At 68.7% G+C, this 18,771-nt stretch carries 20 protein-coding genes; 7 read left to right on the top strand and 13 right to left on the bottom strand.

The window, feature by feature from the left end; translation table 11 throughout:
• Nucleotides 1-6: 6 nt before the first annotated feature.
• Both OG966_RS15155 and OG966_RS15160 read left to right on the top strand, forming a co-directional pair.
• A complete protein-coding gene (locus OG966_RS15155) occupies nt 7-1,266 on the top strand; it encodes a PTS transporter subunit EIIC (RefSeq protein WP_326650139.1) in 1,260 nt (419 codons plus the stop codon).
• A gap of 265 nt (nt 1,267-1,531) precedes the next feature.
• A complete protein-coding gene (locus tag OG966_RS15160) occupies nt 1,532-2,800 on the top strand; it encodes a PTS transporter subunit EIIC (protein WP_326650140.1) in 1,269 nt (422 codons plus the stop codon).
• Between the two features lie 71 nt (nt 2,801-2,871).
• On the opposite strand, the gene OG966_RS15165 is transcribed toward OG966_RS15160, so the two are convergent.
• Complete coding sequence (locus OG966_RS15165) at nt 2,872-3,624, bottom strand: MBL fold metallo-hydrolase (protein WP_326650141.1); 753 nt, start codon at nt 3,622-3,624, stop codon at nt 2,872-2,874.
• A 369-nt stretch (nt 3,625-3,993) separates the two neighbouring features.
• Between OG966_RS15165 and OG966_RS15170 the strand changes: the two genes are divergently transcribed.
• On the top strand, nt 3,994-4,458 hold the full coding sequence (locus OG966_RS15170; RefSeq protein ID WP_326650142.1) for a type II toxin-antitoxin system PemK/MazF family toxin: 465 nt from the start codon (nt 3,994-3,996) through the stop codon (nt 4,456-4,458).
• A 234-nt stretch (nt 4,459-4,692) separates the two neighbouring features.
• Here the strand turns inward: OG966_RS15170 and OG966_RS15175 are convergent, their stop codons facing one another.
• The 7 genes from OG966_RS15175 to clpS form a co-directional block, all read right to left on the bottom strand.
• Nucleotides 4,693-5,643, bottom strand: a complete 951-nt coding sequence (locus tag OG966_RS15175; RefSeq protein ID WP_326650143.1) for a PLP-dependent cysteine synthase family protein — start codon at nt 5,641-5,643, stop codon at nt 4,693-4,695.
• Nucleotides 5,643-5,921, bottom strand: a complete 279-nt coding sequence (locus OG966_RS15180; RefSeq protein WP_326650144.1) for a MoaD/ThiS family protein — start codon at nt 5,919-5,921, stop codon at nt 5,643-5,645. Before OG966_RS15180 ends, OG966_RS15175 begins: the two co-directional genes overlap by 1 nt.
• A 125-nt stretch (nt 5,922-6,046) precedes the next feature.
• The gene (locus tag OG966_RS15185) at nt 6,047-6,163 is read right to left on the bottom strand and encodes a putative leader peptide (protein ID WP_326650145.1); all 117 of its coding nucleotides are present in this window, start codon (nt 6,161-6,163) and stop codon (nt 6,047-6,049) included.
• Between the two features lie 120 nt (nt 6,164-6,283).
• Nucleotides 6,284-6,706 (bottom strand): M67 family metallopeptidase, encoded by a 423-nt coding sequence (locus OG966_RS15190; RefSeq protein WP_326650146.1) that lies wholly within the window; start codon nt 6,704-6,706, stop codon nt 6,284-6,286.
• Between the two features lie 91 nt (nt 6,707-6,797).
• Nucleotides 6,798-8,228 (bottom strand): amino acid permease, encoded by a 1,431-nt coding sequence (locus OG966_RS15195; protein ID WP_326650148.1) that lies wholly within the window; start codon nt 8,226-8,228, stop codon nt 6,798-6,800.
• Nucleotides 8,229-8,571: 343 nt separating this feature from the next.
• On the bottom strand, nt 8,572-9,165 hold the full coding sequence (locus OG966_RS15200) for a DUF2017 domain-containing protein (protein ID WP_326650149.1): 594 nt from the start codon (nt 9,163-9,165) through the stop codon (nt 8,572-8,574).
• Nucleotides 9,165-9,479: an ATP-dependent Clp protease adapter ClpS gene (clpS, locus tag OG966_RS15205; protein WP_326650151.1), complete on the bottom strand. Its 315-nt coding sequence runs from the start codon at nt 9,477-9,479 to the stop codon at nt 9,165-9,167. The genes OG966_RS15200 and clpS overlap by 1 nt, the downstream gene beginning before the upstream one ends.
• Nucleotides 9,480-9,662: 183 nt before the next feature.
• Between clpS and OG966_RS15210 the strand changes: the two genes are divergently transcribed.
• Nucleotides 9,663-10,991, top strand: coding sequence for a nicotinate phosphoribosyltransferase (locus OG966_RS15210; RefSeq protein ID WP_326650153.1), 1,329 nt, complete (start codon nt 9,663-9,665; stop codon nt 10,989-10,991).
• A 99-nt stretch (nt 10,992-11,090) separates the two neighbouring features.
• Complete coding sequence (locus tag OG966_RS15215; protein WP_326650154.1) at nt 11,091-11,675, top strand: isochorismatase family protein; 585 nt, start codon at nt 11,091-11,093, stop codon at nt 11,673-11,675.
• Between the two features lie 9 nt (nt 11,676-11,684).
• On the opposite strand, the gene OG966_RS15220 is transcribed toward OG966_RS15215, so the two are convergent.
• On the bottom strand, nt 11,685-12,047 hold the full coding sequence (locus OG966_RS15220; RefSeq protein WP_326650155.1) for a hypothetical protein: 363 nt from the start codon (nt 12,045-12,047) through the stop codon (nt 11,685-11,687).
• A gap of 122 nt (nt 12,048-12,169) precedes the next feature.
• On the bottom strand, nt 12,170-14,587 hold the full coding sequence (locus tag OG966_RS15225; protein WP_326650156.1) for an immune inhibitor A domain-containing protein: 2,418 nt from the start codon (nt 14,585-14,587) through the stop codon (nt 12,170-12,172).
• A gap of 370 nt (nt 14,588-14,957) precedes the next feature.
• Between OG966_RS15225 and OG966_RS15230 the strand changes: the two genes are divergently transcribed.
• On the top strand, nt 14,958-15,296 hold the full coding sequence (locus OG966_RS15230; RefSeq protein ID WP_326650157.1) for a hypothetical protein: 339 nt from the start codon (nt 14,958-14,960) through the stop codon (nt 15,294-15,296).
• On the opposite strand, the gene OG966_RS15235 is transcribed toward OG966_RS15230, so the two are convergent.
• A complete protein-coding gene (locus OG966_RS15235) occupies nt 15,282-16,022 on the bottom strand; it encodes an RDD family protein (protein ID WP_326650158.1) in 741 nt (246 codons plus the stop codon). The genes OG966_RS15230 and OG966_RS15235 overlap by 15 nt on opposite strands.
• Nucleotides 16,023-16,110: 88 nt before the next feature.
• Nucleotides 16,111-17,586: an RDD family protein gene (locus OG966_RS15240; protein ID WP_326650159.1), complete on the bottom strand. Its 1,476-nt coding sequence runs from the start codon at nt 17,584-17,586 to the stop codon at nt 16,111-16,113.
• Nucleotides 17,587-17,826: 240 nt separating this feature from the next.
• Between OG966_RS15240 and OG966_RS15245 the strand changes: the two genes are divergently transcribed.
• The gene (locus OG966_RS15245) at nt 17,827-18,339 is read left to right on the top strand and encodes an SsgA family sporulation/cell division regulator (protein WP_326650160.1); all 513 of its coding nucleotides are present in this window, start codon (nt 17,827-17,829) and stop codon (nt 18,337-18,339) included.
• Here the strand turns inward: OG966_RS15245 and OG966_RS15250 are convergent.
• Entirely contained in the window at nt 18,329-18,709 is a 381-nt protein-coding gene (locus OG966_RS15250; RefSeq protein WP_326650161.1) for a VOC family protein, read from the bottom strand. The two genes, OG966_RS15245 and OG966_RS15250, sit on opposite strands and share 11 nt — an antisense overlap.
• Nucleotides 18,710-18,771: the final 62 nt, after the last annotated feature.

Below are 18,771 nucleotides of genomic sequence, written 5' to 3' on the forward strand. Positions count from 1 at the left end.
ACGCCGATGAGCTCCGACAGCGCTGCCCCGCCGCGGCAGAAGTGGTGGAACGGGCTGTTCCAGGGGCTGCAGAAGGTCGGACGCAGCCTCCAGCTCCCGGTCGCGGTTCTGCCGGCGGCCGGCCTGCTCGTCAGCCTCGGCAACCTGTTCTCGGCTTATCTGACCGGCCCCTTCTGGGACAAGACGGCCAAGGTCCTCACGCTGGGCGGCACAGCGATCCTGGACGGCGCGTTCGGTCTGCCCCTGCTGTTCTGCATCGGTGTCGCGATCGGCTTCGCGAAGAAGGCCGACGGTTCGACCGCACTCGCGGCGGTCGCCGGCTTCCTGGTCTACAGCAACGTCCTGAAGGCGTTCCCCGTCGACGGCACGGTCACCGAGCTGCTCCCGGACGGGAAGCCGCAGAATCCCGGCGTCCTCGGCGGCATCGTGATCGGCCTGCTGACCGCGGTGATCTGGCAGCGTTACCACCGCACGAAACTCGTCGACTGGCTCGGCTTCTTCAACGGCCGGCGGCTGGTGCCGATCATCATGGCGTTCCTCTGCACGATCCTCGGCGTGCTGTTCGGGCTGCTGTGGGAGCCGGTGGGCGACGCGCTGACCGCGTTCTCCAAGCAGCTGATCGGCATGGGCGCGTGGGGCGCGGGCATCTTCGGTGTCGCCAACCGGCTGCTGATCCCGATCGGGATGCACCAGTTCCTGAACACGTTCTTCTGGTTCCAGGCGGGCGAGTACACGACACCGGACGGCAAGGTCGTCCAGGGCGACCTGACGCGCTTCTTCGCGGAGGACCCTTCGGCCGGCCAGTTCATGTCGGGCTTCTTCCCGATCATGATGTTCGGCCTCCCGGCCGCAGCCCTCGCCATCGCGCACTGCGCCCGTCCCGAGCACCGCAAGAGGGTCATGGGTCTCATGATTTCCGTCGGCCTCACCTCGTTCGTCACGGGTGTGACCGAGCCGCTCGAGTTCTCGTTCCTGTTCGCGGCTCCCCTGCTGTACGGCGTGCACGCGCTGTTGACAGGTGCGTCGATGGCGATCACCTGGGCCTTGGGCGTGCACGCGGGCTTCAGCTTCTCGGCCGGCCTGATCGACTACGTCGTCAACTGGCACCTCGACACCAAGCCATGGCTGATCATTCCGATCGGTCTGTGCTTCGCGGTCGTCTACTACGTGATCTTCCGCTTCGCGATCACGAAGTTCGACATCCGCACCCCCGGCCGCGAACCGGAAGAGATCGAGCAGCAGCTGGACCAGGAGAGCATCAAGTAGCCCCCGGGCCGACGGGCCCTCCGACCCACGCCCGTATCCACCCATAAGGCACCGGGACCCCCTGACCTGCGGTCAGATATCAGGCATTTCACCCTGTGGTTGAGTCCGTAAAAATAGAAGGTTCCTTATCTCACCCTCACCGTGCTAAAACTGGTCTACACCACTCAGTGGTGTAGACCACGCGGCCGTCGCCGCGTTCCCCTTGAGACGCCGCCCTCCCCCGTGTCTGTCCCCATGGCGGCGCCTTGCCCACTGGAGGAAGTTGATGTCCACGGCTAGCGCCGCCCCCGCGGCGGACAAGAAGAACAAGGGCGCAGGCGCGATGGCTGTCATGCAGCGCATCGGCCGCAGCCTCATGCTGCCGGTCGCGGTACTGCCCGCAGCCGCGCTGCTGGTCCGTTTCGGCCAGCCCGACATGCTCGGCAGGAGCTCGTTCCCGACTTTCGTCACCAAGATCGCCGGATACATGGCAGCCGGTGGCGACGCGATCCTCGCCAATATGGCGCTGCTGTTCGCCGTCGGCATCGCGATCGGCTTCGCCAAGAAGTCGGACGGCTCGACCGCGCTCGCGGCCGTCGCCGGATACCTGGTCTTCAAGAACGTGCTGGCCACGTTCACCGACCCGAACCTGGACAAGGTCGCCAAGGTCATCGACGGCAAGATCGTCATGACCGAGGCCCCGGTGGACGCCAAGGTCCTCGGCGGCGTGGTGATGGGCATCATCGTCGCCCTGCTCTACCAGAAGTTCTACCGGACCAAGCTGCCCGACTGGGCCGGCTTCTTCGGCGGCCGCCGCCTCGTACCGATCCTCTCCGCCTTCGCGGGTCTGGTCGTCGGCATAATCTTCGGCCTGATCTGGCCGGTCCTCGGCACGGGTCTGCACAACTTCGGTGAGTGGCTGGTCGGCTCGGGCGCGGTCGGCGCGGGCATCTTCGGTGTCGCGAACCGTGCGCTGATCCCGATCGGCATGCACCACCTGCTGAACTCCTTCCCGTGGTTCCAGGCCGGTTCCTACGAGGGCAAGAGCGGCGACATCGCCCGCTTCCTCCAGGGCGACCCGAGCGCCGGACAGTTCATGACCGGCTTCTTCCCGATCATGATGTTCGCCCTCCCGGCGGCCTGCCTCGCGATCGTGCACTGCGCCCGTCCCGAGCGCCGCAAGGTCATCGGCGGCATGATGTTCTCCCTCGCGCTCACGTCCTTCGTCACCGGTGTGACCGAGCCGATCGAGTTCACGTTCATGTTCATCGCCCCTGCGCTGTACGCGGTCCACGCGGTGCTGACCGGTGTCTCGATGGCCCTGACCTGGGCGCTGGGCATGAAGGACGGCTTCGGCTTCTCGGCCGGTGCGGTGGACTACTTCCTCAACCTGGGCATCGCGTCCAACCCGTGGGGCCTGGCGCTGGTCGGACTCTGTTTCGCGGCGCTCTACTACGTGGTCTTCCGCTTCGCGATCACCAAGTTCAACCTTCCGACGCCGGGCCGCGAGTCCGACGAGGAGCTCGCCGAGCTGCAGAAGGCCGAGGCGAAGTAAGCCTCGTCGCATTACGGACCGAAGCCCCTGCCTTTTCGTACGAAAGGCAGGGGCTTCGGCGCGCCTGGATCCTAGATCTCGTAGACCGCGCCCGGCGTGGCGATCTCGGTCGGTCCTTCGTAGACCGCGCGGGCGTCGCCCAGGTTCTGCCGGGGGTCCGTCCACGGCGGGATGTGGGTCAGCACGAGCCGGCCGACATTCGCGCGCTGCGCCTGTGCGCCGGCCTCGCGTCCGTTGAGGTGGACGTCCCGGACGTCCTCCTTGCCATGCGTGAAGGACGCCTCGCACAGGAACAGATCGGCACCGTCGGCGAGTTCGTGCAGGGCCTCGCAGACGCCGGTGTCGCCGGAGTACGTGAGCGTTCTGCCGGCGTGCTCCAGCCGGATGGCGTACGCCTCGACCGGGTGGCGCACCTTCTCCGTACGGACGGAGAACGGGCCTATGTGGAAACTGCCGGACTTGAGCGTGTGGAAGTCGAAGACCTCGCCCATCGCGGAGGGGGAGGGGATGTCCGCGTACGCGGTGGTCAGACGCTGCTCGGTGCCTTCCGGGCCGTAGACCGGGAGGGCGGCGGCACGGCCGCCGTCGTGGCGGTAGTAGCGAGCGACGAAATATCCGCACATGTCGATGCAGTGATCAGCGTGGAGATGGCTGAGGAAGATGGCGTCGAGGTCGTAGAGACCCACATGGCGCTGCAGCTCGCCCAGGGCGCCGTTGCCCATGTCGAGGAGCAGCCGGAAGCCGTCGGCCTCTACGAGGTAGCTGGAGCAGGCCGAATCCGCGGACGGAAACGACCCCGAGCAGCCGACGACGGTGAGCTTCATGGAGCTTGAACCTCCGTTGACGGGGAGGGCTGGGGGAAGGTCGTGCGGTTTGTTGAGCGTAAGGCGCAAAAGGGCCGGTCGCTCCTCGGTGGCGGGCTGTTGTGGGGGAACTCACCTGCGCTGTCACCGGTTCGGGGGGAACCAGTCATGTGGTGAGCGTGGGCCGGGGGCGTTGGGGGTTGCTGTCCGGTGGGTGGTTTCCACCACCGGTTCGCGGGGGCGCCGCTCATGTGGTCGAGGTGAGCCGGGGGCGTTGGGGGGGTGCCGGGACGGCGGTCCCGTGTGGGCGTGGGGGTGCTGTCCGATGGGTGGTTTTCGCCGGCGTACCCGGAGGCGCGCACGCGGCGGTCCGCCGGTAACGTCTGGGGTATGGACACGTCGTGGTGGCTCGCGGTGCTCGCCGTGGTGGTGATCGCGCTGGTCGCCACGGTGAGGGACGGGCGAGGCCGCGGCGCGGGCCGCCGCCCGGGTGGACGCGCCCGCCCGCCGGGCCGGCCGACGGGCCCCCGGCGCGGGCCGAAGCGGCGGCCGCAGCCGGGCGAGATCTGGTGGGCTGCTGTGCCGTACGAGGACGGGCCCGGGTCGAAGGACCGGCCCTGTCTGGTGCTGTCGGTGCGAGGCCGGACGGTGCAGGTCGCGAAGATCACCAGCAAGTACCACGATGAGCGGTCGGGCGTGATCTCGCTGCCACCCGGCACGGTGGGCGACGCGCGCGGGCGGGCGAGCTTTCTGGAGACGGATGAGCTGCGTGAGCTGGGGGTGTGGGACTTCAGGCGACGGGTCGGGGTGGTGGACCCGAACGTATGGGACCAGGTCCGGCACTTGGCCGCGTGAGCCGTCCGAGGCGGCGGGCGTTGCCCGTGACCCGGGCCGTGGGCGCCGCCCGAGCCCTGGCGAAAGCCCGCCGACCGCACACACGTCGCGCGGCGCACAGACCTGGCTGACCGTGGCCCGGGCCGACGCCCCCGCCTGCGCCGCCCGGCGCCGAGGTGAGCGCGCCGACTCACGCCCCCGTACCCGCGGATGCGACGGCGGGCGGGTGGGGAAACCCCCGCACCCGCGATGCCGCTACGCCCAGAGCTGCCCCTGCAGCGTCTCGATCGCCGCTTCCGTCGTCTCCGCCGTGTAGACCCCCGTCGACAGGTACTTCCAGCCGCCGTCCGCGACGACGAACACGATGTCCGCCTGCTCGCCCGCCTTGACCGCCTTCTTGCCGACACCGATCGCCGCGTGCAGCGCCGCTCCCGTCGAGACGCCCGCGAAAATGCCCTCCTGCTGGAGGAGTTCACGGGTGCGGGTGACCGCGTCCGCCGAACCGACCGAGAAGCGGGTGGTCAGGACCGAGGCGTCGTACAGCTCGGGGACGAAGCCCTCGTCCAGGTTGCGCAGGCCGTAGACCAGGTCGTCGTAGCGCGGCTCCGCGGCCACGATGCGGATGCCCGGAACGTGTTCACGCAGGTAGCGGCCCACGCCCATCAGCGTGCCCGTGGTGCCCAGGCCCGCCACGAAGTGGGTGATCGACGGGAGGTCCGCGAGGATCTCCGGGCCCGTAGTGGCGTAGTGCGCGCCCGCGTTGTCCGGGTTGCCGTACTGGTAGAGCATCACCCAGTCCGGGTGCTCGGCCGCCAGCTCCTTGGCCACGCGTACGGCCGTGTTGGAGCCGCCCGCCGCCGGCGAGGGGATGATCTCCGCGCCCCACATCGCGAGCAGCTGACGGCGCTCCTCGCTCGTGTTCTCCGGCATCACGCACACGATGCGGTAGCCCTTGAGCTTCGCCGCCATGGCCAGCGAGATGCCGGTGTTGCCGCTGGTGGGCTCAAGGATCGTGCAGCCCGGCGTCAGGCGGCCGTCCTTCTCCGCCTGTTCGATCATGTGGAGCGCGGGGCGGTCCTTGATCGAGCCGGTCGGGTTGCGGTCCTCGAGCTTGGCCCAGATGCGGACGTCCCCCGACGGGGACAGGCGCGGGAGGCGGACCAGCGGTGTGTTGCCGACCGCCGCGAGCGGAGAGTCGTAACGCATCAGCGCATGCCACCGGCGACGGCCGGGAGGATCGTGACGCTGTCGCCGTCGGTGAGCTTGGTGGAGATGCCGTCCAGGAAGCGGACGTCCTCGTCGTTGAGGTACACGTTCACGAAGCGGCGCAGCTGGTCGCCGTCGACGATGCGCTCCTGGATGCCGTTGTGGCGGGACTCGAGGTCGGCGAAGAGTTCGGCGAGAGTGTCACCGCTGCCCTCGACGGCCTTGGCGCCGCCGGTGTAGGTGCGGAGGATGGTCGGGATGCGGACCTCGATGGCCATGGCGTGGGCTCCTGTCGGGAGGGTGGCGGGGGTGCGGGTGTGGCACAAGGGGCGCGCGGCTCCGCCCCCCGCGCGAGGGGTGGTGCTGTGGGTGCGCTCGGCCCGTAGAGCCGTGGGTCTGAACGTCAGAACGCGGCGCGGGCCGTACACATCGCGCTGGCGAGACGGCACAGGTCGACGTGCAGCCGCGCCACGAGCAGCACGGTGCTCGGCGTCCTGTCGCTCACGTCATGGGAAACCATGCGGTCATCGTATCGATTCCCTGTCCGTGCCCCGGAATGTGATCTCGCATCATGGACGCAATGCGCTCAGCATGTGGGCCGCACGAGCCGGCGGAGACGTACGAGGGACCGGGCCGGCGCTCAGTACGCCGCTACGACCTGGACCTCTTCCTCTGCCACCACGCCGTCCACGATGCGGAACGAACGGAACTGGAAGGGGCCGGCCTCATCGATGTCGGCGGTGGAGACCAGGACGTAGTGGGCGCCCGGCTCGTTGGCGTAGCTGATGTCCGTACGGGAGGGGTACGCCTCGGTCGCGGTGTGCGAGTGATAGATGATCACCGGCTCCTCGTCGCGGTCGTCGAGCTCCCGGTAGAGCTTCAGCAGGTCCACCGAGTCGAACTCGTAGAACGTGGGCGAGCGGGCCGCGTTCAGCATCGGGATGAAGCGCTCGGGACGGCCGGCGCCCTCGGGGCCCGCGACCATGCCGCAGGCCTCGTCGGGGTGGTCGGCGCGGGCGTGCGCGACGATCTGGTCGTACAGGGCCTCGGTGAGGGTCAGCATGCGGATCAGGATAAACAGAAGGGCCCACCCGTACCGAGGGGCGGTACGGGTGGGCCCGAATGCTGGACATCAGTCAGTGGCCACGCGGGCTTCAGCGCTTGATGAAGGCCGCGTTCCCGGGGTTGCGCTGCTTCAGCACCAGATACGAGACACCGAGGATCAGGGCCCACAGCGGCGCGCAGTACAGCGAGATCCGCGTGTCCTTGTCGACGCCCATCATCACGATGACCATGCCGATGAAGAGCAGCGCGAACCAGCTGGTCCACGGGGCGCCGGGCGCCTTGAAGGTGGACTGCGGCAGCTCGCCGCGGTCGGCCTTGGCGCGGTAGCGGATCTGGCAGACCAGGATCATGATCCAGGCCCACATACCGGAGATCGTGGCGAAGGAGACGACGTAGGTGAACGCGTCGCCGGGCCACTGGTAGTTGATCCAGACTCCGACCAGCATCAGCGCCGCGGAGACGGTGGTGCCGACCAGCGGAGTGCCGCTCTTCGTGAGCTTCGTGAAGAACTTGGGGCCCTGACCGTTGAGCGCGAGGTCGCGCAGCATCCGGCCGGTGGAGTACATACCTGAATTGCAGGAGGACAGCGCCGCGGTCAGCACGACGAAGTTGACGACGGCGGCACCGACACCCAGTCCCATCTTCTGGAAGGCGGCGACGAACGGCGAGACGCCCGGCTGGAACTCGTCCCAGGGCACCACCGAAAGGATCATGATCAGCGCGCCGACGTAGAAGACCGCGATACGCCACGGCACGGTGTTGATCGCCTTGGGCAGCGTCGTCTCCGGGTCCTTGGACTCGCCGGCGGTGACGCCGACCAGCTCGACCGCGAGGAAGGCGAACATCACGATCTGCAGGGTCATCAGCGTGCCGCCGATGCCCTTGGGGAAGAAGCCGCCGTCGGCCCAGAGGTGCGTGACGGACGCGGTGCCACCGGCGTCGGAGAAGCCGAGTGTGAGGATGCCGGCGCAGATGAGGATCATGCCGATGATGGCCGTGACCTTGACCATCGAGAACCAGAACTCCAGCTCGCCGAAGAGCTTCACGGAGATCAGGTTCACGGCGTACAGGATGATCGTGAAGACCAGCGCGGACAGCCATTGCGGGATGTCCCACCAGAACGTCATGTACTGGGCGGCCGCGGTGACCTCGGTGATTCCGGTGACGACCCAGAAGAGCCAGTACGTCCATCCGGTGACGAACCCCGCGAACGGGCCGACGAACTCACGGGCGTACTCGGAGAAGGAACCCGAGACGGGGCGGTACATGAGCAGCTCGCCCAGCGCCCGCATGATGAAGAAGATGACCAGGCCCGCGATGGCATAGGCCAGGATGAGGCTGGGTCCGGCCTTCGAGATGGCCTTGCCCGCGCCGAGGAAGAGGCCGGTACCGATGGCACCGCCGATCGCGATCATCTGGATCTGCCGGGCACCCAGTCCGCGCTGGTAGCCCTCGTCCGCGCCTGTCGCGGACCCCGCGGCCTCATTGCCGTCTTGCTTGCCGACCTGCACCGAGGTCATGGTGATGCGCCCTTTCTCCATGCTGATCCGCGCCCGCTGCGTCTGCCGCGCGGCTGCGGATCAGGTCCTGATCCCCCCGGATGTGGATGGAGTGCCACCGGCGATCAGCCGGCCCCAGCGCCCCCGGGGACATGGGTGGCGTCCCCTGGTGGTCGTGAAGATTTATCACGGTCGCAACACCGACCGGCCGTGGCGGCTGTGACACACGCCACAGGAAGAACCGGACAAAGATCCACCGGCACCGCAAACCATGCCGATGCGGTGACGGGATCGTTATCCGGATTTGAGTGTCCGTTGAGCGAACAACTCGAGGCGTCCGAGTGTCGGAGCCGGGGCGCCGGCGTCAGGCCATCAGGGTGTCGACGAGCGTCTCCTGGAGCGCTCCCAGCCAGAGATACGCCATCACCATCGGCTTGCGCGGATCGGAGTCCGGCAGCCGGTAGAGCTCGCCGCTCTCGTCCTCGTCGCTGACCTCGAGACGGGTGCCGATGGTGAGGCGCAGGTCGTTGAGCGCGCCGAGCCAGTGCAGACAGTCGTCCGGGGTGAGTTTGAGTACGGCACCGCCCTCGCCGGTGGCGGTCAGCGAGTCCAGGGTACGGACGACCGCGACCGCGTCGTCGCGCTTGCGGGAGCGCAGATCCGTCTCGGTGAAACGCCTGAACTCGGCCGAGGCCGCGCGCAGTTCCTCGTCCTCGACATCGGTGCCGGGACCGCCGTACGCCTCGGGGAAGAGGCGGGCGAGCGCCGGGTCGCTGGGCGGCTCGCTCGGCCCCTCGGCAAACAGCGCGGCCAGCGGGTCCTCGCCGTCGACCGGCTCGTCACCGGGTCCGATGAGCTCCAGGAGCTGTACGGCGAGCGAGCGCAGGATGGAGATCTCGACCTCGTCGAGCGGGACGGCCGCGCCGCCGCCCGGAACGGGCTCGAAGTGCCCGGCCATCAGGTGCGGTCCTGGGAGAGCGTCGCCCACAGCCCGTAGCCGTGCATCGCCTGCACGTCACGCTCCATCTCTTCGCGGCTGCCGCTGGAGACGACGGCCCGGCCCTTGTGGTGGACGTCGAGCATCAGCTTGTGCGCCTTGTCCTTGGAGTAGCCGAAGTAGGCCTGGAAGACATAGGTGACGTAGCTCATCAGATTGACCGGGTCATTGTGGACGAGCGTCACCCAGGGCACGTCGGGCTCGGGGACGGCGAAGGTCTCCTCCGCCGACTCGGGGCGTTCGATCTCTGTGGGAGCAACACTCACTCGGTCCATGCTGCCACCCGCAGGGGGGCATCGCACAAACGGGGCTTACATCTCGTCACTCTGACGAGATGTGCGGTAGCATCCTCGACGAGGCATCTTCCGGGGGCGCTGTATCCGACAGCGGCTCCGCCGCGGGCCGGACCGCGAACCGACCGGTCGGCGGCCCACGACGAAAGAGCGAGGTTGACCGTTGTGAACGCTGCGGACCTTGGGCTGCCGGTGGACGTACCGTCGACAGCGCTCTTCACCGATCAGTACGAGCTCACCATGCTCCAGGCGGCGCTGAGGTCCGGCACCGCGGACCGCCGCTCCGTCTTCGAGGTCTTCACCCGCCGGCTGCCCGACGGACGGCGCTACGGAGTGGTGGCGGGCACCGGCCGGGTACTGGATGCCGTCGAGAACTTCCGCTTCGACGCGGGCGTGCTGGACTTCCTGCGCGATCGGGGGATTGTCGATGAGTCGACAATCCAGTGGCTCGCCTCGTACCGCTTCGGCGGCGACATCTGGGGCTACCCGGAGGGCGAGGTGTACTTCCCCGGCTCACCGATCCTGCGGGTCGAGGGCTCCTTCGCCGAGTGCGTCCTGCTGGAGACCGTGATCCTGTCGATCCTCAACCACGACTCGGCGATCGCCGCGGCGGCCTCGCGGATGTCGACGGCGGCGGGCGGTCGCGGGCTGATCGAGATGGGCGCGCGGCGTACGCACGAGCTCTCCGCGGTCGCCTCGGCACGCGCCGCCTACGTCGGCGGCTTCGGCTCCACCTCGGACCTGGCGGCCGGTTTCCGTTACGCCATCCCCACGGTCGGCACCAGCGCGCACGCCTTCACTCTGCTGCACGACAGCGAGCGCGACGCCTTCCGGGCGCAGGTCGATTCGCTCGGACGGGGTACGACGCTGCTGGTCGACACGTACGACGTGGCCGAGGCCGTCCGCAGCGCCGTGGAGATCGCGGGTCCCGAGCTCGGGGCCGTACGCATCGACTCCGGGGATCTGCTGCTGGTCGCGCACCGGGTGCGGCAGCAGCTGGACGAGCTGGGTGCGGCCAACACCAAGATCGTGGTGACCTCGGACCTGGACGAGTACGCCATCGCCTCACTCGCCGCGGCGCCGGTCGACGCGTACGGCGTGGGCACACAACTGGTCACCGGCAGCGGGCACCCCACCTGCTCGATGGTCTACAAGCTGGTCGCCCGCGCCCGCTCCGCCGATCCCAGGGCGCCGCTGGAGCCGGTGGCGAAGAAGTCCTTGGGCGGGAAGACCTCGGTGGGCGGCCGCAAGTGGGCCGCGCGCCGGGTGGACGCGCAGGGCGTCGCCGAGGCCGAGGTGATCGGCACCCAGACGGTCCCGCCCGAGCTCGTGGACCGGCAGTTGCTGGTGGAGCTGGTCAAGGGCGGCGAGATCGTCGCACGCGAGCCGCTGGACGCGGCGCGCGAGAGGCACGTCGCCGCGCTGGCGGGGCTGCCGATGTCGGCGCTCCAGCTGTCGAAGGGTGAGCCTGTCCTGTCGACGGAGTACGTGTGAACGCAGCCTCGAGCCCTCTCCCGCCGGGCGGTTGAAGTCTCTAGGCTCAGTACATTCGCTAGGCGCCCACCGATCTCCCCCCATCGAAGGACACCCGCCATGCACCGCGCATTGATCGTCGTGGACGTTCAGAACGACTTCTGCGAAGGCGGCAGCCTCGCGGTGGCGGGAGGTGCGGATGTCGCCGCGGCGATCACCGACCTGATCGGCCAGGCCCAGGCTGGCTACCGCTATGTGGTCGCCTCCCGCGACCACCACATCGAGCCGGGCGACCACTTCGGTGAGCGCCCCGACTACGTCAACAGCTGGCCGCCGCACTGCGTCGCCGGCACGGAGGGCGTGGGCTTCCACCCGAACTTCGCACCGGTGGTGGCGTCGGGCGCGATCGACGCGGTCTTCGACAAGGGCGCGTACGCGGCGGCGTACAGCGGCTTCGAGGGCACGGACGAGAACGGCTCGACGCTGGCGCAGTGGCTGCGGGCGCGGGAGGTGACGGAGGTCGACGTGGTGGGCATAGCGACGGACCACTGCGTACGGGCGACTGCGCTGGACGCGGTGCGGGAGGGCTTCACGACGAATGTGCTGCTGGACCTGACGGCGGGCGTCGCGGAGGCGACGACGGAGCGGGCGCTGGAGGAGCTGCGGGGAGCGGGCGTGGAACTGACAGGCAAGCCTGTGGTGTAGGTCACCCGGTCACGTGGTGAGCGTGGTCCCGACCCGGGCCTGAGCCACCAGCACCCGCACCGCGCCGGAGGCGTCACGCTCCCGCGGTAGCAGCAGTTCTATCGGGCGCCAGAGTTCCTCCGGGCGGCTGCGCCACAGCAGGCCGTCCGGGTGGTGGAGCACCGCCGTGATTTCGTCCGGTGTCGGCGGCTCCGCGTTGCCCCGCAGATACACCGCCCGCAACCCCAGATTCCGCAGCCGCGTCAGTGCCCTCGCGCGGTTCGCGGCATACACCAGGAAGCGGACCGTACCGCCGTCGCCCGACGGACTGGGCAGGCTGAGCGCCACCACCACACTGCCGTTGGGCAACTTGCTGAAACCTCCGCCGGGCATGCTGAACCACTCCCCCGTGAGATGGCATGTCAATAAGGATCTGGTAGACGCACCTAAACACGATCGGCCGCCGCCCGCTAGAGGGCGACGGCCGATCATGGTCTGACCTGCAGTGATACGAATTACTTGGCCGACGGACCCACCTTGACCGTGATCGACTGGCCGTTCAGCGGCTCGCTCACGATCGAGATCTTGGTGTTGGTGTCAGTTACCTTCACACCCGCCGTCGGGTTCTCGGCGAACCAGTACACACCCTTGCGGTCGTCGAAGACCGGGTTGCCGGCCTGCGCCTTGATCCGAAGCGCCACGTCCGCCTTGTGCAGCGTGAAGCCGTCGGTCGGCCACAGGCTGAACGCCGAGTCGAACGTCTGGATCTTGTTCCGCAGCAGCGTGCCGTCCGCCCACTTCAGCGGCTTGGCGTGCGCGTCCACGGGAAGGACGAGACCCTGGCCCGGGTGGGCGCTGGTGTTGTTGTCCTTCTGGGAGGTGTCCCAGAGCCAGACCACGAGGCCGTTCTGGTACGGGTAGTGCTCGACCCACGCGTCCTTCGGCGCCTTGAAGCCGAAGTTGTACGGGCCGACCTTGAGGGTCTTGTCGTACGACACGTACTGCCGGTTCTCGGCCAGGTAGTACTGCTCGTACTCCTTGGTGAAGGACTCACCGATGCGCGAGAAGCCCTTCGAGGTCCAGCCCGCGTCGTCACCCTCGGCGTTGTCGGTGAACAGCGGTGTACCGTCCGCCACCACGCTCAGCGCGTCCGCCGCGAAGCCCTTGCCGCCCGCGCCGCCGTCCGTCTGGTAGCGGAAGCGGACGTCTACCTTCTTGCCCGCGTACGCGTCCAGCGAGTACGCCAGCTTCTTGTACGCGCCCGAGACACCGGTCAGCGCCGGCTTGTCGCCCGCGTCACGGGTGATCGGCTTGCCGTCGGCCGTACCGTCCACCGGCGTCCAGTTGGCGCCGCCGTCCGTCGACACCTCGGCGTAGAGGTAGTCGTAGTTCGCCTCGATGTCCCACCAGCCCGAGAGCTCCAGGGACGCCTTGGACTTGCCGGTCAGGTCGACCGGGCGGGACAGGGTGTTCTTGAGGTCGTCACCCATGTCGCTCCACCACTGCTTGGAGCCCTCGGCGGGCTTCACGACAGTCGTGGTGACCGGCTTCTTCGGCAGCTCGACGACGAGGGCCTGCGGCAGCTTGGTGTTGTACTCCGCCACACCCAGCTTGTGGGTGGACTTCGTCGCCGCCTTGGCCTTGGTGTAGTTGAGCCAGCCCAGCTGCAGCTTGTCCCAGGCGTTCATGTCGCCCGGCAGGTCGCCGATGGAGTCCTTGCCGGTGCCGAGCCAGGAGCCGCCCGACATCAGGGTCCAGAAGCCGGTCGAGTTCTCGCCCTTGCCCGAGGTGTCGTAGTGGTCGGGCAGACCGAGGTCGTGGCCGTACTCGTGGGCGAAGACACCGAGGCCGCCGTTCTCGGGCTGCATGGTGTAGTCGCCGACCCAGATGCCGGTGGAGCCGATCTGGGTTCCGCCGGCCCGGTTGTTTGCCGGGCCGGTCCTGCCGGCGTCCTGGCCGTACGCGTACCAGCGGTGCGCCCACAGGGCGTTGGTGCCTTCGGCGCCGCCGCCCGCCGACTCGTCCTCACCGGCGTGGACGATCTGGAAGTGGTCGATGTAGCCGTCGGGCTCGTTGAAGTTGCCGTCGTTGTCGAAGTCGTAGCGGTCCCAGAGGTCGTACTTCGACAGATCCGCCTTGATCTGCTCGTCCGTACGGCCCTTGGCCTTCTGGTCCGCGGCCCAGGCGGTGACGCCGTCCCTGACCGTGTCCCAGACGTTGGCGCAGTTGGTGTCGCCGCAGTAGTTCGAGCCGTAGCGGCCCTCGTTGTAGTCGACCTTGACCCAGTCGGCGACCTCGCCGTCGACCGAGTAGCGGCCCGAGGAGGTCTTCTCGTAGAAGGTCTTCAGCGAGTTCTTCGGCTGGCCCTTGGCGTCCTTGCCGGTACCGAAGTACAGGTCCTGGAAGTGCTTCTGGTTGTAATCCGCCTGCCAGGCCGTGGAGTTGTCGTTCTTACGGTCGGGCTTGGCGATCTTGTTGTGCAGCGGACCGGGCGTGCCGCCGTACTTCTTGACGGGTGGCTCGGGCCCGTCAGGACCGTCCGGGTCGAACATCGTGGTGTCGTCGACCTTGTCGCCGAACTCCACCAGGATCGTGAATATCTTGTCCGTCTTCTCCCGGCCGAGCTCGACGTACTTCTTGTCGCCGAGCTTCACGACCTTGGACGCGCCGCGCTGCTGCACGGTCGCGTCGCCGGATATGACCTGCTCCAGCGCCGCTTGGCGCTGCTGGTCCTGCTGCTTGCTGAACGGGCCGTCGAGATCGTGCTCGACCTGCCCCTTCTGCGGCGCCGGGTCATGGCGTTCGATGGCCGCCGGACCCGAGGTCCTCGGACTGTCGGCCTGGGCGCTGGTGAACGCCGAGGCCGACGCGGTGGTCGCGGCCAGGGCCACAATCACCGCGGACGCTCTGATCGTCCGTCGCTTGATGGTCACTTGATGCTGTCCTCCCCCGCGCTCCGTCGCAACGGACCGAATGTGGGGTCGTCCGCGCGCGGTGTCGCGTCACAAGTGACGACATTCGATCGGAGTTACTGAAGAAAAGACAGTCCTTGACTTGCACAGGCCAACTGCACTATGCAGGAGCGCAGTTCCGCTATCCGGACGACGCCCATACCGGACAACAGGCGCATCGGATCGCTCCGTCGGGCGCCCTCATGACTCCGTGCGCCCCCCGTGCAGCAGCACCGTGGGTAAGGTCACGCTTACCGCCGGTTCCTCCAGGGCATCCACCGTCGTAGAGTCAGTTGACAGTGCGACCTCGCTGAGAGACCCCCTGACCAATGTCCCGAGGACGGATACCGTCATGCCGCGTCCGACTGCCGCACAACTCGCCTACGGTTCGGCCACCGTCGTCTTCTCGACCCTCGCCTTGCTGCTGTTCACCCGTACCACCAATGGCATCGCCGTCGCCGCGATAGGTGTCGCCTCGATGGCCCTCGGTCTGATGGTCGCGGCCGCACTCCCCATGAGCAGGACTCTGCGCGGAGCGAGGAAGGCGACGCACACGGTCCGTACACGTGCCGCCGCCTCCGGCAACCCCGCCTCAGCCACCTCCTCCGACGGTCTCACCACGCGCGTGCCCACCCTTCGCGCCCATGTGGGAGCCGAGGCCGGCGTCGGTCAGCACTCACTGCGCCGCTGACACCACCACCGTCTTGCCTGCCTTGTCGTGCAGACCCTGTTTGTACGGCTTGTCCATCAGGATCGTCATCATGATGACGAACCACCAGACGCAGAAGCAGCAGACCAGTGCGGGCACCCAGAGCACCGCGGCGCGCAACAGCGAGGAGCTGGTGTCCGGCACGCTGCCGTCGTTGAGAATCGCGACCCGGATCTTCATCAGGCGCTTGCCGAGGGTCTGACCGTTCCCCTTGGCGATCATGAGGGTGTCGTAGCCGACGTACGCGATCAGGGAGAGCAGCGACCAGAGCCACTGTCTGCCGGTGTTCACCTGTTTGGTGATCTCGTCCCAGCTGTCGCCGTCGTTCATCGTGACGTCCCAGGCGCCGAAGGCCAGCGAGATCAGGAACAGCGGCACGGCGACGATGATCACGTCGATGACACGGGCCAGGAACCGCTTGCCGAAGTCCGCGAGCGGTGGCATCCCGGCGAGCGGGTCCGCGCCTCCGTACTGGCCGCCGTAGGCGTTCGGATCGTACGGAGGGGGCTGTCCGCCGCCGTACGGGGAGCCGCCTCCCGGTGGACCGTCGTACGGGGAGCCGCCGCCGCGCCCGGAGCCGTACGGGTCCGACGGGGGGCCTTGCGGCGGTTCCTGACCACCACCCGACGGCGGCCTGGGTTCCTGCGGCTGCTTTCGGAAGGGATCGTTCTCTGGCGGCTCGCCGGGCGTCGGCTGGTCGTTGCTCATGGGGGCAGTGCACCGCGCCCCGAGGGCCCCCGCAACGGCTCGCGCGCCGTTCGGGGGAACCCCTCCCGAGAATTCTCCGGGTGGCGGGTCAGCCGGTCACGAAGGTGTGCGCGGCCTTGTCGTGCCAGCACTGCCGCCACGGCCGGTCGAACAGGCACCAGAGCACATTGAGCAACCCGACGGCGAGGACGCCGAGCAACCCGTAGACCAGCCAGCGGCGCAGCGCGGCCCCGAACGACGGCGGCTCGTGGGACTCGATGTCCCAGACCGTCAGACCGCAGAGCTTCTTGCCGAGAGTGCGGCCCCATGTGGCGGTCGGCAGCGCCTCGTACAGCGCACCGAGGACCAGCAGGGCGCCGAGGATGATGCCGAGGTGAACGGCGGTGGTGCTGTCGACGAGCCAGACGGTGACCGTCTCGCCCGACTGCTTCGCCGCCTCGATCTTCTCGTCGATATGGGTGCGCGCCCGGGAGACGACCGGAACGGCCACGGCACCGACGAGCGCGCCGAGCAGCAGGGAGTCGATCAGCCGCGCGGCGAACCGCTTGCCCAGCGACGCGGGACGGGCCGCCGCCTGAGCCTGCGCGGCCTGCAGGAACGGGTCGTTGACCGGGGGCTTCCACGGCACGACCGGCTCGCCCTCGGCAGCGGTGCCGGCGAGCTGGTGGACCTGCTGGGCCCAGGAGGCGGAGCCGCCGCCGGGGCCGTTGGTGACGGGCGCCGCGACGGGCTCCTGCGCATGCGCCGGCACCTGTGGCTGGGGCCGTTGGCTCTGCTGTTGCGGCTGGATGGGCCCTTGGGGCTGCGGCTGACGCTGAGCCGGGGCCTGCGGCTGCGCGGGCGCGGTGGGCGTGCCGCCGCCGAGGCGCTGTGCGCCGATCCCGGTCGTACCGTCCGTCTGAGGCCGCTGGGGCAGGCCGCGGGCCGTTGTCCCGCCCGCCGGAGCGGGTGATGCGGGATCCGCGGCGGGGACACCCGTGCCGGCCGTCGCCTGCTTGGCCCCGCCGGGGCGCATTGCGCGGATCGCGACCGTACCGTCCACCGGAGGCTCGCCCGAGTTCGACGGCCCGAGTGAGCGAACGCCGGGCAGGGCGCCGCCCGTCGGATCGGCGGACGCACCCGGCGCGGCGGACCGGCGCGGGTCGGCGGGCGCACCGGAGCCGCCGCCCTGGGGCGGCGTACGGGGGTCCTGGCCGCCTCCCCACGCGACGCGGTTGTCGCGATCGCCGCCGAAGCCGGTCTGGCGCGAGGTGTCTGCCTGCCAGGCGGTGGCCGGCTCCGGGCGGGACGGCGCGTCGAACGGCTCCTCGTCGAGGAAGACCGGGCCGGTTTCCTCCATCGGAGCAGGGGTGTGCGCGGACGCGGCCGGGCCGGCCGGCGCGAACTCGGATGCCGACGAGCCGGGTGCCGAGGGCATCGCCTCACCCGTCTTCGGCGCGGGCCGGCTCGTACCGGGCACCCAGGAAGCGCCGTTCCAGTACCGGACGTAGCCAGGAATGGATGGGTCCGGGTAATAGCCGGACGTGGGGCTGCCGTCTCCGGTGGCCGGGGTTGGGGCGCTCATCACCGTGGTCCCGTATCTCCTCGAGGCCTCAATTCAAGGCTCCACATCTATCAGACCCTCGAGCACCCCCGGGCCGGTCCTGCTGTAACGACCACTTTCCGGTCACTCGGCGATCACAGAAAGTAGTCTCCGAAAGTCGCGTCATCACCGCGCCGCAGCGCGCTCTCTCCTTGCACGGCCCGTCACAGGGCCTCGTACAGGAAGGCACAAGGCCTCGTACAGGAAGGGAAGGGCACCCTCATGCACACCGTGATGGAACGCGAGCTGGAACTCAATCTGGTGCTGTCGCCCGAGCTCAGCATCCCCGTCCCGGCCCGGCTGACCTACCGCACGGACGACCCGTACGCCGTGCACATAGCCTTTCACATCGGCTCCGACACTCCCGTCAAGTGGAACTTCGCCCGCGAACTGCTGGTCGAAGGGGTGTTCCGCCCGAGCGGGGAGGGAGATGTCCGGATCTGGCCGACCGAGGCCGAGGGCCGCAGCGTGGTCATGATGGCGCTCAGCTCCCCCGACGGCGACGCGCTCCTCGAGGCGTCCGCCGCGGTGGTCTCCGCCTGGCTGGAGCGGACGCTGCGGGTGGTTCCTCCGGGCTCCGAGTCCGAGCAGCTCGGCATGGACGACGGTCTCGCCGAGCTGCTCACGCCCACCGCGGCCGACGATCTGTCGCTGCGGGAGCTGCGGCCGTCGGACGAGTCCCAGGACGGCGATGCCCAGGGATACCCAGGTGGACCGGGGGCGCCTAGGAGGTGATGTACGTATGCGTAATGAACTCGATGGAGTGGCCGTCGGGGTCGTCGATGTAGACCCCGCGGCCCCCGTAGTGGTGGTTGATCCGCTGCGGCGTCGCGTGCGCCGGATCGGCCCAGTACGGGAGTTCGCGCTCGGTTATCCGGCCGAAGATCTCGTCGAACTCCTCCTCCGAGACGAGGAAGGCGAGGTGCTGGGAGACGATCCGCTCCCGTTCGTCGAGATAGTCGAGGGTGACGCCGCCCGCCAGCGGCAGGCTCGCGAAGGGGCCGAAGGGCTTGGGATCGGGCTCACCGATCAGCTCGGCGAGAAAGCGGGCGCCGGCGAAGCGGTCGCGGCTGCGGACGATGGTGTGGTCAAGACGTGCTGGCACGGCTCCTCCTTCATCGACCTTCGTCGATGTCTTCACGCTATGCGGGGAGCCGGTGCCCGGGC

The sequence above is a fragment of the Streptomyces sp. NBC_01750 genome, assembly GCF_035918095.1.
Taxonomy (GTDB): domain Bacteria; phylum Actinomycetota; class Actinomycetes; order Streptomycetales; family Streptomycetaceae; genus Streptomyces.

What these genes read in the sequence shown, in the direction of transcription:
- OG966_RS15155 (WP_326650139.1), top strand. Translation starts at nt 7, where the DNA reads ATGAGCTCCGACAGCGCTGCCCCGCCGCGGCAGAAGTGGTGGAACGGG.
- OG966_RS15160 (WP_326650140.1), top strand. Translation starts at nt 1,532, where the DNA reads ATGTCCACGGCTAGCGCCGCCCCCGCGGCGGACAAGAAGAACAAGGGC.
- OG966_RS15165 (WP_326650141.1), bottom strand. Translation starts at nt 3,624, where the DNA reads ATGAAGCTCACCGTCGTCGGCTGCTCGGGGTCGTTTCCGTCCGCGGAT.
- OG966_RS15170 (WP_326650142.1), top strand. Translation starts at nt 3,994, where the DNA reads ATGGACACGTCGTGGTGGCTCGCGGTGCTCGCCGTGGTGGTGATCGCG.
- OG966_RS15175 (WP_326650143.1), bottom strand. Translation starts at nt 5,643, where the DNA reads ATGCGTTACGACTCTCCGCTCGCGGCGGTCGGCAACACACCGCTGGTC.
- OG966_RS15180 (WP_326650144.1), bottom strand. Translation starts at nt 5,921, where the DNA reads ATGGCCATCGAGGTCCGCATCCCGACCATCCTCCGCACCTACACCGGC.
- OG966_RS15185 (WP_326650145.1), bottom strand. Translation starts at nt 6,163, where the DNA reads ATGGTTTCCCATGACGTGAGCGACAGGACGCCGAGCACCGTGCTGCTC.
- OG966_RS15190 (WP_326650146.1), bottom strand. Translation starts at nt 6,706, where the DNA reads ATGCTGACCCTCACCGAGGCCCTGTACGACCAGATCGTCGCGCACGCC.
- OG966_RS15195 (WP_326650148.1), bottom strand. Translation starts at nt 8,228, where the DNA reads ATGACCTCGGTGCAGGTCGGCAAGCAAGACGGCAATGAGGCCGCGGGG.
- OG966_RS15200 (WP_326650149.1), bottom strand. Translation starts at nt 9,165, where the DNA reads ATGGCCGGGCACTTCGAGCCCGTTCCGGGCGGCGGCGCGGCCGTCCCG.
- clpS (WP_326650151.1), bottom strand. Translation starts at nt 9,479, where the DNA reads ATGGACCGAGTGAGTGTTGCTCCCACAGAGATCGAACGCCCCGAGTCG.
- OG966_RS15215 (WP_326650154.1), top strand. Translation starts at nt 11,091, where the DNA reads ATGCACCGCGCATTGATCGTCGTGGACGTTCAGAACGACTTCTGCGAA.
- OG966_RS15220 (WP_326650155.1), bottom strand. Translation starts at nt 12,047, where the DNA reads ATGCCCGGCGGAGGTTTCAGCAAGTTGCCCAACGGCAGTGTGGTGGTG.
- OG966_RS15230 (WP_326650157.1), top strand. Translation starts at nt 14,958, where the DNA reads ATGCCGCGTCCGACTGCCGCACAACTCGCCTACGGTTCGGCCACCGTC.
- OG966_RS15235 (WP_326650158.1), bottom strand. Translation starts at nt 16,022, where the DNA reads ATGAGCAACGACCAGCCGACGCCCGGCGAGCCGCCAGAGAACGATCCC.
- OG966_RS15240 (WP_326650159.1), bottom strand. Translation starts at nt 17,586, where the DNA reads ATGAGCGCCCCAACCCCGGCCACCGGAGACGGCAGCCCCACGTCCGGC.
- OG966_RS15245 (WP_326650160.1), top strand. Translation starts at nt 17,827, where the DNA reads ATGCACACCGTGATGGAACGCGAGCTGGAACTCAATCTGGTGCTGTCG.